This window comes from Priestia sp. AB (assembly GCF_028369225.1).
Classification (GTDB): domain Bacteria; phylum Bacillota; class Bacilli; order Bacillales; family Bacillaceae_H; genus Priestia; species Priestia megaterium.
Map to the genome: position 1 here is coordinate 346,823 of NZ_JAQMYN010000004.1, position 12,735 is coordinate 359,557.

At 37.9% G+C, this 12,735-nt stretch carries 16 protein-coding genes; 5 read left to right on the top strand and 11 right to left on the bottom strand.

The window, feature by feature from the left end; all coding sequences use genetic code 11:
* Positions 1-52 precede the first annotated feature (52 nt).
* Entirely contained in the window at positions 53-322 is a 270-nt protein-coding gene (locus POF52_RS14990; protein WP_034276228.1) for a YjcZ family sporulation protein, read from the top strand.
* Between the two features lie 69 nt (positions 323-391).
* On the opposite strand, the gene POF52_RS14995 is transcribed toward POF52_RS14990, so the two are convergent.
* From POF52_RS14995 to POF52_RS15010, 4 genes are all read right to left on the bottom strand, one after another.
* A complete protein-coding gene (locus POF52_RS14995; RefSeq protein WP_271993297.1) occupies positions 392-1,369 on the bottom strand; it encodes a ring-cleaving dioxygenase in 978 nt (325 codons plus the stop codon).
* A 211-nt stretch (positions 1,370-1,580) separates the two neighbouring features.
* Entirely contained in the window at positions 1,581-2,204 is a 624-nt protein-coding gene (locus tag POF52_RS15000; RefSeq protein WP_176584341.1) for an FMN-binding negative transcriptional regulator, read from the bottom strand.
* A gap of 275 nt (positions 2,205-2,479) precedes the next feature.
* Complete coding sequence (locus tag POF52_RS15005) at positions 2,480-2,857, bottom strand: hypothetical protein (protein ID WP_013058086.1); 378 nt, start codon at positions 2,855-2,857, stop codon at positions 2,480-2,482.
* 23 nt (positions 2,858-2,880) lie between these two features.
* Positions 2,881-3,054, bottom strand: coding sequence for a hypothetical protein (locus tag POF52_RS15010; RefSeq protein WP_176521191.1), 174 nt, complete (start codon positions 3,052-3,054; stop codon positions 2,881-2,883).
* A gap of 293 nt (positions 3,055-3,347) precedes the next feature.
* Here POF52_RS15010 and POF52_RS15015 point away from each other — a divergent pair, with 293 nt between their 5' ends.
* Positions 3,348-3,914 (top strand): CBO0543 family protein, encoded by a 567-nt coding sequence (locus tag POF52_RS15015; protein WP_176584343.1) that lies wholly within the window; start codon positions 3,348-3,350, stop codon positions 3,912-3,914.
* Between the two features lie 219 nt (positions 3,915-4,133).
* On the opposite strand, the gene phaZ is transcribed toward POF52_RS15015, so the two are convergent.
* The 3 genes from phaZ to POF52_RS15030 all read right to left on the bottom strand — a co-directional run bounded on the left by phaZ (position 4,134) and on the right by POF52_RS15030 (position 6,049).
* Positions 4,134-5,030, bottom strand: a complete 897-nt coding sequence (gene phaZ / locus POF52_RS15020; RefSeq protein WP_176584344.1) for an intracellular short-chain-length polyhydroxyalkanoate depolymerase — start codon at positions 5,028-5,030, stop codon at positions 4,134-4,136.
* Positions 5,031-5,237: 207 nt separating this feature from the next.
* Entirely contained in the window at positions 5,238-5,429 is a 192-nt protein-coding gene (locus POF52_RS15025; RefSeq protein ID WP_013058089.1) for a hypothetical protein, read from the bottom strand.
* An 89-nt stretch (positions 5,430-5,518) separates the two neighbouring features.
* The gene (locus tag POF52_RS15030; protein WP_271993298.1) at positions 5,519-6,049 is read right to left on the bottom strand and encodes an ECF transporter S component; all 531 of its coding nucleotides are present in this window, start codon (positions 6,047-6,049) and stop codon (positions 5,519-5,521) included.
* Positions 6,050-6,471: 422 nt separating this feature from the next.
* Here POF52_RS15030 and POF52_RS15035 point away from each other — a divergent pair, with 422 nt between their 5' ends.
* Complete coding sequence (locus tag POF52_RS15035) at positions 6,472-6,975, top strand: DUF1456 family protein (RefSeq protein ID WP_176584346.1); 504 nt, start codon at positions 6,472-6,474, stop codon at positions 6,973-6,975.
* A gap of 1 nt (position 6,976) precedes the next feature.
* Positions 6,977-7,684, top strand: a complete 708-nt coding sequence (locus POF52_RS15040; RefSeq protein WP_271993299.1) for a M48 family metallopeptidase — start codon at positions 6,977-6,979, stop codon at positions 7,682-7,684.
* Positions 7,685-7,737: 53 nt separating this feature from the next.
* On the opposite strand, the gene fbp is transcribed toward POF52_RS15040, so the two are convergent.
* Positions 7,738-9,666, bottom strand: coding sequence for a fructose-1,6-bisphosphatase (gene fbp / locus POF52_RS15045; protein WP_176584348.1), 1,929 nt, complete (start codon positions 9,664-9,666; stop codon positions 7,738-7,740).
* Between the two features lie 765 nt (positions 9,667-10,431).
* Complete coding sequence (locus tag POF52_RS15050) at positions 10,432-11,307, bottom strand: YitT family protein (protein WP_013058095.1); 876 nt, start codon at positions 11,305-11,307, stop codon at positions 10,432-10,434.
* 290 nt (positions 11,308-11,597) lie between these two features.
* Here POF52_RS15050 and POF52_RS15055 point away from each other — a divergent pair, with 290 nt between their 5' ends.
* On the top strand, positions 11,598-11,798 hold the full coding sequence (locus POF52_RS15055) for a cold-shock protein (protein ID WP_013058096.1): 201 nt from the start codon (positions 11,598-11,600) through the stop codon (positions 11,796-11,798).
* A 183-nt stretch (positions 11,799-11,981) separates the two neighbouring features.
* On the opposite strand, the gene POF52_RS15060 is transcribed toward POF52_RS15055, so the two are convergent.
* Together POF52_RS15060 and POF52_RS15065 are read right to left on the bottom strand one after the other, a co-directional pair.
* A complete protein-coding gene (locus tag POF52_RS15060) occupies positions 11,982-12,152 on the bottom strand; it encodes a hypothetical protein (protein WP_176584349.1) in 171 nt (56 codons plus the stop codon).
* Positions 12,153-12,462: 310 nt separating this feature from the next.
* Entirely contained in the window at positions 12,463-12,666 is a 204-nt protein-coding gene (locus tag POF52_RS15065) for a cold-shock protein (RefSeq protein WP_013056405.1), read from the bottom strand.
* Positions 12,667-12,735: the final 69 nt, after the last annotated feature.

Genomic DNA, 12,735 nt, shown 5'->3' on the forward strand with positions numbered 1-12,735 from the left:
ATAAGTTATCAAAGCTTTATAAAAGTTTTATAAATGAAGGGAAGAAATTAAAATGCATAATAACGTAAACGCACCTTTTAGTTCTAATGAAAATATGCCATTCTCACCTGCTATGGCTCACCACGCCTATACAGCTCCCGCTTATGAGCACATGATTCCACACTGCGGGTATTCAATGCCGGACTATGGATATATGGTTCCTGAATGTGGATATGGCGTTCCTCACCACGGATGTAATGGTTTTGCCATTATCATCGTACTGTTTATTTTACTCATTATTATTGGTGCATGCGGTTGCGGTTTCTGGCACGATGAGTGTTAACCTAAAAAACTCCAGTATAAATACTGGAGTTTTTTCATGTCTTAATAGGCGGCAGGCACCTTCAGAATTCTATAGCTTTTCATCCAAATCTAGGGGTCTCAACTTTTCTTCGATTTCTTTGCGCTTCGGCTCTAAAAATGGCGGCAGAGCTAATGTTTGGCCCATCGTTTCAAGCGGTTCATCGGTCGCAAATCCAGGTGTGTCCGTTGATAATTCAAATAAAATGCCGTTTGGTTCTCTGAAATAAAGTGCTTTGAAATAGTATCGTTCTACTTTACCGGAATTCGGCAGACTGTTTTCATTTAATCGAGCTGCCCACTTATTGTATTCTTCTTCATTTGGAACACGGAATGCAACGTGATGAACGCCACCGCGCCCTAAGCGAACTTTCGGTAAATCGGGTCTCGTTTCAATATGAACTTCAGCTCCGCTTCCGCCTTCACCTGTTGCATAAACCAAAATATCTCTATGATCTCCTGCAAGAGATGGATAAGAACCCACGTAGCGAAATCCCATAATATTTGTCAGTACGTCAACAGTTGGTTCTGGCGTACCCACCGTTAGTGTGACCGGTCCTAAGCCGATAATCGCATGTTCTAACGGAATATCTTCGCACTTCCACGGCACGCCTGCGCTTACCCCTTTTTCACCGTTGTCCGCGACAAGAAGCAAACGTGTACCTTCATAATCTTTAAATGCTAACGTATCACGATTAGCTCGTATAGCTATTTCTTCATATTCCACTCCGTACTGCTCAAAGCGCTCTTTCCAAAAGTGTAAAGAATCCGTACTTTTAACGCGAAGCGAAACAGTCGAAATGTCAGATGCACCTTGATGCGTTCTTGCAAGCCCCGGAATATCAAAAAACGTTACTTCCGTTCCTGGCGTCCCTTCTCCATCTGCATAAAACAAGTGGTAAGACTGAGTGTTATCTTGATTCACCGTTTTTTTTACTAATCGCATGCCTAAAACTTTAGTGAAAAACTGATAGTTTTTCTCAGCTTTCCCCGTCAAAATAGATACATGATGCAACCCTAACAATTCCATCTGCTCCGCCTCTTTTCATAATATATAAATTTTTTAACTTCCACTAAAATTATCTTTAATTTAATTATCTTTAATTAAAGATAATTTTAAAGGATATACAGCCTGTTTGTCAATAACAAGAAAATGTTGTGAACATAAAAAAGAAACTAAACACATAGTTAGTTTCTCTTTATCTTCCCTTTAACAAACTGCTGATCTTTTCCAACAGCGGTTACTTTTTAAGCACGCACTGCACATTTTGCTTCATCAGCTCCGCAATTTTTGTTTCATTTTCACGAGACGTCTGCTCTAATTTTTCTATGACTAACTGCTGTCTTTCGACTGAATGATTTTGACTTATCTTTTGTTTGCCTTCCATTTTGCTGATGTCGATTTTAAACCCAATGATTCCTTTGCTTAAACCATTCATATAAGCAGGATCAACGTCATTTAGTGTATATGTACTGCTCGGGCTTTCATATTTCTCCACCATCTTCCTCAGCAGCCCAAGCAGTTCTGTTGGTTCTTCAATCATTTTCATGGTGCCATACACGTGAACAGCTTCATAATTCCATGTGGGTACAGCTTGATTCGTTTCATACCAAGACGGTGAAATATAACAGTGAGGCCCTTGAAAAACAACCAAAATTTCTTGATTTTCAGCATCTTTCCACTGCAGATTCGGACGAGCAAAATGTCCGTATAAAGCTTTTTCTTTCCGGTTTAACATCAGGGGCAAATGAGTAGCATAAGGCTTTTCATTATGATACGAAAACAAAGTGGCAAATCCATTGTCTTCAATAAATTCATACATTATTTGTTCCTCATTCACTTTAAAATACTTTGGAATATACATCGGCGCTTCTCCTTTATCTCTTATTTAGTAAAAGATATAATACTATACGTGTTTGCAACAGCGTCAGTTATGAACTTTTTATGGAGGTCAGCAAACATTTAACCATTTATGAATAGATTTTTTAAGAAGCTTATGCTATACTACTGCGATGTAAACCACTGTTTTTTTATATGTATTTATTTAGCACATGATGCAATTAGATGCATGTTGGTTAAATAAAGCTTCAGAAACTCCAAAAAAAGAAGAGCTTGTTTAAAACAGCTCCTTTCTCACGTTTATCTATACAATTGAGGATTTTTTTCTCGTTTGATAGGTCCGCCTTTGGCTATATGCCACTCAATGACGCGGTCGGTCAAACGATCGTATACGTCGTCTTCTAAATATGGATCTTCTGCCGAAGTGAGCAAGGTGTGAACATCGGCTTTTATTTCGGCTAACATAGCTGTGCTAAATACGTCCGGATCATTCAATACGTCTAGTATATATAGCACCAGCATCTCAAATCCGCCGTCCCAATTGGCATTTCCGTTGCCTTGAGCTTCACAGCGAAGCTTTTCAATGGCCCGGATGACTTCTCCTTCTACGATATCCGACTGCCCATTTCTCGGGACATAGTTTAACCATAGTTCTTTTGCTTCGTCAAAATACTTCATTCTGAACTCCTTCTTTCAAAACTTTATTCCTTTTTGTTCCTTTGATTTATTGCCGTTCCAAATGCAACACCTAAGGCTGTGCCGACCGCAATGCCGAACCCAATATTATCCATAAGCATACCGAGAGAAGCCCCCATCGCAACGCCCATCCCTAACCCCATTCCCAGATAATCTGTCTTTTTCTTTTCTTCAGACAAAAAACCACTCCTTTTTTCTACTATTTTATTGCTACCTTTTATACGTAAAAACCGCGCTAAAAGTTTCATAAAAATGGAAAAAGCAGTCGCTGTAACTGCTTTTTAAATGATGAGCTGATGAACGGCCTCCCCGAGCAGCAAGACCGAGGTAAGCATGCAGATCATACCAAATACGTACATCGTTTTACGTGCAGAAAAATACAAACAACTCAACAGGGAAAGGTATCCAAACCTTAAGAAAAGGGCATTTTAAAAGTAACGAAATTTTGCTTACTTAAAAAGGATGGATTACATTGACACCAAACCAACAGGAATATCTAAAAAAAATACATAGCATACAAGAAAATCTAGCCAAAACGTGGGCTGAATACTGGCAGCAATACTCCACTCCAGGCTCTTGGCAGTTTTGGGTTACCTTGGGCGCTTTCATTTTACCTTTAGTCATTCTCTATTTTTTTATTGATCGAAAAAAAGCCTTTCACTTAGGGTTTTATGGATTTAACGTGCACGTTTGGTTTCACTATAGTGACACCGCTGGAGTTTATAACGGGCTGTGGACGTATCCTTACCAAATCAACACAATCATACCCGTAAGCTTTAGCCTAGATGCTTCGCTTATTCCTGTCTCTTTTATGCTTCTTTATCAATGGACAATTAACCATCATAAAAATTACTATGTATATGCAACTGTTCTTTGTTTGTTTTTTGCTTTTATTTTCAAACCGCTATTAACAGGGATTGGCTTTTTCCAGCTGCATGAATGGGCTACTTACAGTTATTTATTTGTAGTTTATCTGGGTGTGATACTGCTATCAAAATGGATTACCAATCTGTTTCTTTATTTTGAAAAACAACATTAAATTTGATAAGTCCACTCAATAAAAAAACGTAAGCCTTTTTGAAAAGATCTTACGTTTTTTGTGATTGTTTTATTTACTAGCTGTCTGCTTCCTCAGAAGGTAACAGGCTTTGTTCATCTCAAAGCATTTTGCAGGCAGCTCCTTTTCTTTGTGTTAATTTAGAACATGCTGCATCTAGCAATAATAAAACTTCTGTTAGCAGCAAAAATCTCACTTTTTCTAAGCCCTGCTTAAATTAGCGTTGTATAAGTCCATTAAACTGCTTAAATCATCCAACAACGGGCAGTGGCCTACGCCTTTCATAATCTTTAACGTCGCATTTTCCCCTATGCCTTTCGCGATGTCAGATGCATCTCTTGTGGAGACCATCTTATCTTCATCGCCTTGAATAACCATAGTAGGAATCGTAATTTTTCCCACCTCTCCTGTTCCTTCCACAACACCGTTAAAATCGTTTGAAATATTAAATCTCATGAGGGCGTAATTGATATCAATTAAGTTGCGCTGCTTGATCGTTCCTTCTAAATATTTTTCAAATTGATCAGCAGACGGCTTATTTTTTGTATATAAAAATTGGCGCAGCATCATTTTTAAAAACCATGTGTTTTTTGTTTCTTTTGCATTTTCGACCATTCTAAATGCTTCTTTTACTTCTTCTTTGGTTTGTATAAAATTGTTAGGAATAGGCAGTTCTAGGAACGTTCTTCTTGGAATGGGGTAGCCTTTAATGTTGACGGAGCTTAAGAGAATTAAATTTTTGGCATCATCAGGATGATCAATCACATATTGCATAGCAACTGCTCCTCCTAATGACCACCCGCTTATTGTAAAAGCAGACAACTTTAAAGCATCCGCAAACAGTTTGACATCATCTGATAAGTCTTTGATTGTGTGGATAGGTGTATGATAAGTGGAGTCTCCAAATCCTCTTAAATCGATCGCATACGCTGTGATATGTTCTGGAAGTTCATTCATTAACACATCCCAGTTAAGGGAAGAATTCATGTTTCCGTGAATTAACAAAAGTACCTCTTTTCCGCCTTTTTTCATTCGGTAATTTACTGTTTCACCATTCGGTAATTCTACTTTTGCTTGTTCTAAAGCAGATACGGTCATCGCTATTTTCCTCTTTTCTTATATAATTAGAACGATCGGTAGCATTCATTTTTTAATACCCTATTTATCAAGATTTAAGCAGTTAGAAAGAAGTTGTGCAAAAGCCAACATAATGCTATGTTATTCTACTTGCTAAAAAAGACAGCCAAATACGCGATTCGGCTGCCTTTTTATAATGAAGAAATATACGAATGAGCAACAAGGCCATTACTTTTTCGGTGCGTCCAGTGCTTGATAGGCAAGCTGATATTTCCCGCCTTCAGCCACTTCTGCATGGTACAGAGCTTTAAGAGCAAAGTTTTTTTCAAGGCTGTGCTCTTTCATCAGTCCATTCAGCTTACCTTGCAGTTCCTGATTGTCTTTAATAAGTTGCTTCATCTGTGATTTTAAATATTTCATGGTGTTTTCCGCTCCTTTCACTTGATGAATATCTATCAAGTATATCACTTAAGGATCGGATAATGGTAAAACGACTTACGATTGAGCGATTAAATCTGTACAGCTCTGTTCTTTAAGCGTGCTACAAGCGGAACGACGATGATACCAGCGATAACCACTTGCATCACATTCCCCGGTATAGAGCCCAGCGGGAGGATCCAGTTACCGTAAAGAATCACTTCGGCAAAATAGTAGCCGACGACTTTTACAATCAGCGCAGCAACAACTGCCAGTGTGTTCACAAGTGCTCTTTTACCAGGTGCTTTTTCTGAGATAAGACCTGCTAAAAAGCCCATTGCCCCTACGATAATAAACGTAAACGGCGCCCATGCTGTCCAGCCGGAGATGAGGTCGAATAACCCCATTCCAAAAGCCCCGGCGATGGCTCCTGTCTTTTTGCCGTAAATAAAGGCTGCTATAAAAAGAGGAACGTTGCCTAAATGGATGAGGCCTCCGTTACCCATGATTGGAAGCTTGATGTTGATAAACATTGTCGCTACAAACGTCAGTGCGATAAAAAGTGCATGCATAGATAAAGCTTTGATTTTGGTTGATTCTCTTGGTGAGTATGTTGAATTCATCTGTTGACCTCTTTCTTTTTTTACTACTATCATACTCCTAATTACATACTAAATAAATACGTAAAACTATTTATTTAGTAAGGTATATCATTCTAGCAGCACAAAGGGATCCGCTAACTTCAAAAATTGTCCTATCTGTTCTTAAAAAAATAAAGCTGCTTCTGCTTCCTTTAGCAGACTGCGGCGCCTAATTTTTGTTATGGTAAAGAGTCTGTTCGGGCATAATATGAGCAAATCGTTCTTTTTCAAGAGTTGACGAAGGCTGATAAATATGAGAAGTTATATGTTTGTAGAAATGCATGGAATAACCTAGAATTCCAGCGGAACCTGTTACTATAATTGTACTGATATCGACCAAGTTCGTTCAGATTGTGGCAGTCATGATTTTTACATACAGCAAGCAAGTTATAGGAGGAGCAAGAATGGATAATAACGATATTTTAATTAGATTACGATATGCCTTGGATTTAAAAAATACAGAAATGGTAGAGATCTTTAATCTTGGCGGGGTAGACGTAACAAAAGAAGACGTATTAAAGATCCTTACGAGAACGCCGGACGAAGAAGACGAGGATGCAGTTCATGCGGACGAACACATCACGTGCAGTAACAATATGTTAGATTCTTTTTTAAACGGTTTTATTACCTTTAAAAGAGGAGAACAAGACCCTAAACCAGGGCAAGCACCTCCAGCGCCAGTTCAAAGCAATCAAAATATGTATAACGTCTTATTAAAGAAAGTAAAAATTGCTTTGTCCCTAACCAGTGAAGAGATGTTAGAAGTATTCGACGACGGTGGCATACGTGTATCTAAAGCAGAATTAGGTGCTTTGTTACGAAAAAAAGGCCACAAAAATTACAAACCGTGCAAAGAGAATTTTGCACGAAAATTCCTAAGAGGCTTAACCGTACAATATAGAGGATAAAATGATACACACTTTTTCAAATCAGAGTATCCATTATGAAATACGATATAAAAATCGAAGTTCTTTTGTGATTAAAGTAGACGGATACGGAACGGTCGAAGTCCTTGCTCCCAAAGGAACGTCTACTGAACAAGTACGGATGTTATTAGAGAACAACTGGGCATTGATTCAGCAAAAAATAAACGAAATGAAAGATAGAACGCATGGACCAAAGAAAAAAGTCTATGAACACGGAGAACGCTTTTTGTATGTAGGAAAAAACTATCCGATACAGATTCATCACGATTCGACCATTACAAAGGATTCTGTAGTGTTTGAAGCGAACACGCTTCAGATTTATGTCAATCAACACGACGATGAAGCGATAAAACAAGCGCTCAAACGCTTTTACTATCAACAATGTAAAGCGCTAGTAACCAAGAGTATCTCCTCCTATCAAAAACATTTTAAAACAAAGCCGCGCTCCATTTCGATTTCCGACAGCAAAAAAGCGTGGGGCACGTGTGATTCCAAGCGTCAGCTAACCTTTAACTGGCGGCTGGCAATGGCACCGCAGCACGTCATTGATTACGTAGTCGTTCATGAAATGTGCCACATGGTTCATATGAATCACGACCGGTCGTTTTGGCGTCTTGTCGGTAAAATCATGCCCGATTATCGTGAACAAGAGAACTGGCTGGAAATGTCGAGCTGGGAAATGACAGTGTAGTGGCTACATAAAAAAGAGCAGAAGCCCCGGGGCATACTGCTCTTTTTTTATCTTTAACTATAGCGATATTTTCTTAAATCTTTTAAAATCGAAATTTCTTTTAACAATTCTTCTCCGACGTTTGTTTCTAAAACCATTTTTCTTTCTAGTTCTTTATCAACCAATCGCTTTACGGATAAAACGTCCGTTCCTTCTAATAAAATCTCTTCTTTTGAATTAAAGTGTTTATGAGCGACTAGCTGCATACCGTAAGAATTATATAATAATGTATAGCCAGCAATCCCTGTTGTGGACTGATACGCTTTTGAAAAACCGCCGTCAATAACAATCATCTTTCCATTTGCTTTGACTGGGTTTTCTCCTTCAATTTCTTTGACTGGCGTATGACCATTAATGATATGACCATGATCCGGATTCAGCTTAAATTCTTCCAGAATGTTTCGGCAGACTTCTTCATTTTCCCGTAAGTAGTAATACGGATTCTTTTTTTCTTTATGCGTTGCTTTATCACTGATAAAATATCGTTCAAACGTCGTCATTGCGCGTTTCCCGAAAAGTGATGAATATTCCCCTGTCCATAGGTACCAGACCATATCTGTTGCCAAATCATCCGTTTCTTCAGGATGTGCAAAAGCCTCTTGTAAATAATGTTCAAACACATCAAGCAAGTTGCGTCCCGCATACGTTTTATCTTCTATCGTCATTTTTTCCATGTTTCCTTCTTCATCTAAAGGAATGCAGCCGTGTATTAATAAGTTTCCGTTGTATTTTAAATAAAGGCTGCCTTTTTTCATCAGAAACTTCATATGTCTCGCCAGTTTTTCCGAATGCTGTACAGAAAGCAGCAGTCTTTCCATTACCTGCTCTTCTTCTTCTAATAGCTGATCAGGCTGCGCCGGATTAATCGTTGCAAAGCAGCTGTTTTCTAGCTGATACGTGTTTCCGTATATCGTAATTTCATTTTTATCATAATCAATTTTTTCAAGCAACAGCCTTTCTGACATATTAAAGAAAGGACGTCTTTTTATAATCGGACTTTCAAGCTTGAACTGAATCATCGCAATAGCCTGATGAATTTTCGTAATTTGTAGTCGCTCGTGATCGGATAGTTTATCACTTGAGCTTACCTTTGGTCTAAAAGCAGGATTATCATCATAATATTTCTCCGCCAGGTTAAGCAGCGGTCTCAGGTTAATGCCATATACGTCTTCAATAATATCTAGATTGTCGTATCTCGCGCAGATACGAATAATATTGGCAAGACACACTTTCGAACCCGCAAAAGCCCCTAGCCATAGCACATCGTGATTTCCCCACTGAATATCAACGGAGTGATAGTTAATCAGCGTATCCATAATTTTATCCGGTTCAGGTCCACGGTCATAAATATCCCCTACTACGTGCAGATGGTCCACAACCAATCTTTGCGTCGTATAAGCAAGTCCTATAATAAGCTTATCGGCTTGTCCTAGAGAAATAATCTGCTGAACAATCTTTGTATAGTACTGTTCTTTATTTGTAAATTCATCCGTTTTATATAGCAGCTCTTCAATAATGTACACAAATTGATTTGGCAATGCTTTACGCAGTTTAGAACGCGTGTATTTAGAAGAAGCGTACGAAATGAGATTAAGCATACGATCAATGATTTCTGTATACCATTGATAGAGTTCCTTTTTGTTTCGAAACTGCGCTTTAATCAACGGTAATTTTTCTTCAGGATAATACACTAATGTCGCAAATTCATTGATTTCTTTGTCTGATAATACATTTTTAAAAAGGTCTTTGATTTTCTCTTTTACATTTCCCGAACCGTTTCGCAGCACGTGCTGAAAGGCTTGATATTCGCCGTGTAAATCACTGACAAAATGTTCGGTCCCCTTTGGCAGATGAAGAATAGCTTCAAGGTTAATAATTTCGGTTACCACTTTTTCTTCCGTATCATACTTTTGTGCAAGTAAATCTAGGTATTTTGTGTTCAAAACTATGTATCCCCTTTCAACGTTCACCATTTAGTATAACCACCGTTATAACCTTGTAAGATAAATTGTGATCATAATGTAACGCACCTCTTATTTAACTCTTTTCTCTCCACGCCTCACCCCTTTATTTTAACCTATTTTAAGTATAGGTAAAATGGTATAAACTCTATTTGTTTATAAAGATTAAACGATCTTGCCCCTTTAAAGATGACAGCTAGCTGGTAACATAAAAAAACCTGCTGATCTCAGTCAACAGGTTCGATACATATGAAAGAAGCGCACATAATTAAGAAAGTTTACTCCGACCTCTATATAATAGCAGGGTTTTTCTTCCCTAGCTGTGAGATATCTCACAGCGTTAAGACCTTGCTGGTGTTACAATAAAAATGACCTTTCTGAGACAGGAAAAGTCATCCTTTGTATTATATAAGAAACATCATTCTGGTGAATCTCTGTTCTTTTATGTTCAGAGATTTTTTCTGTTGGATTTGTTGGATGACGAGAAAAATCGAGGGAAAATCATCACATTAATGTCTGCTGATACCTTATCTACCCTAATTCTGACCGTTTCACTATTTCAGCATATCCGGTTTTAAAACCCGCCCCTAAGCAATTTAGCTATACAACGGGCGCCCTGTACTAAATGGATTTTGCAATATAAAAAAGCAGCGGATGTAAAACATCACGCTGCTTTTCTTATCTCTACACTCCAACCTAAAAGTGAATTATTACAGAGTGTTCATACAAATGTAGTGATTGGTGAACTTAGTGAATATTATTCTTTCTGAAATTACCGCCTTTAACTTCCGCTACGTCATATACCGTAACAAAAGCCGTCGGGTCAATTTCGTTGATAATTTCTTTCATTTTGCTTTCTTCCAAGCGGTTGATTACGCATGTGATTTCCTTAAATTTTTCATGAGAATAACCGCCGTAAGCTTCTTTGTATGTAGCGCTTCGACCTAAACGATCACGTATTGTCTCTACCATTAACGCAGGCTGAGAAGTGATAATCTGGAAGGTTTTCGATCCGCTTAACCCTACTTCTACGATGTGAATAACTTTGGATGCAATAAAGTATGCAATTGCAGAAAGAATCGCGCCTTGCAGGCCAAATACTAATGAAACGAAAATAAATACAAATGCATTTAAGAACAAAATAAGATCACTTGTTCCAAACGGCAGTTTTCGAGAAAGCAGCACGGCCAGCATATCGATGCCATCTAAGGCTCCGCCGTTACGAAGTGCAATTCCCATTCCAAACCCAAGGATAATACCGCCAACAACGGTTACGAGTAATGTATCTCCTTCAATAATTGCTGGAGTGTGATGCATGAGGCTAGTACCGACAGCTAATGAGACAATTCCGAGGATGGAAAATATGGCAAAGCTTTTCCCAATTTGTTGATATCCTAACCATACAAAAGGAATGTTGATAACGGCGATGAGAACCCCAAGTGGCAAGCCAAATAGGTTTGAAGCGACGATGCTAATTCCTGTTACCCCTCCATCTGAAACATGGTTTGGAATTAAGACAGTTTCTAAGCCGTAAGCTGCAATAATTCCTCCGATAATAACCATTAATGCTCGGAAAGCAATTTTTAGCCGCTTAGGCCTGTGATGTTTTTTAGTTGTGTTCATATAATTCCTCACTTTTAAATGTTTTTTACTATTTAAGTGTACCACAAACATTCTCTTTATTTGAACTAAGGAGGCTCACGTATCGTTTTTTAGCTCACATAGTGCAAACATAGATAAAAGAGAAATTGTAGCTGTACAGACTCTACCCTTGCAATAAGTCCCTAATTCTGTTAAGTTTAAGAAGAATTATTTTTGTTCGGTAAAGATTGATAAGTTACATAACTTTCGTCTATAGATTTGAGCAAGGATAGTAACACAATGTGTGCGTGTCACACTAGGAGGCAACAATTATGGAACAAGGTAAAGTAAAATGGTTTAACGCAGAAAAAGGTTTTGGATTCATCGAACGCGAAAACGGAGACGATGTATTCGTACATTTCTCAGCAATCCAAAGCGAAGGCTTCAAGTCTTTAGACGAAGGTCAAGCAGTTACATTTGACGTAGAACAAGGTCAACGCGGCCCTCAAGCTTCTAACGTTCAAAAAGCGTAATCCATCATAAATATAAAAAGACAGACTCCATGGAGTCTGTCTTTTTCATTCCCTTGAAAATGCCATAATAAAACCCTATCCACTGAGGAATAGGGCTTATTAATACAAAAATAGTAATCGGTAATACAAATGGTAAATTCAGTATAGCATAGTATAGGCAAAATCCAAACTATAAATCAATATTTATTCGCGTTTCATTAATTCTTCTTCAAAGAAAAACGTACTTGGATATTTATCCACTGTATAAGAGTATCTTTTCATGTTTTTTACGTAATGGCTTTTTAAGATGATCACTTTTTCATTAGATGCTTTTATATTTACAATTTCTCCATTGGAAAATAAGCTTATACTCATATCCCTCATCCTCTCTCGTATCAAAAATAATCAAATTTTTAACTTTATTTATCGGGAAATATAATGTGTTAATCCAGCGAAGGATAGTTATTTTTGAGACCTTCAGGCGTATATGTACTCCTAAAGTATACAGTTCTATAACCATAAGGGGGTTTTTTCTATTTTTTTGGGACACGGGATTTTACATATAGGTAGCTCTGCTTTGATAGCATTCTGTCTCCAATGTCTCTACTTATTTTTTACGTAATCTTTTTAAATTATTAAAATCCAAAGCAAAAAGACCCCTATGTGGAGTCTTTTTTAGTTTTAATTATGCTACTTTATGAACGTTAGCAGCTTGTGCTCCACGTTGGCCTTGTTCGATGTCAAACGTTACTTTTTGACCTTCTTCTAATGATTTAAAGCCTTCACCTTGAATAGAGCTGAAATGTACGAATACATCGTCTCCGCCTTCGATTTCGATAAAGCCGAAGCCTTTGTCTGCATTAAACCATTTCACTGTACCTTGTTCCATAATTGTTGCCTCCTGGTGTGGAATACTCCACGCTTGTATTACTACCCTTGTCCAACCATACTATCTTAA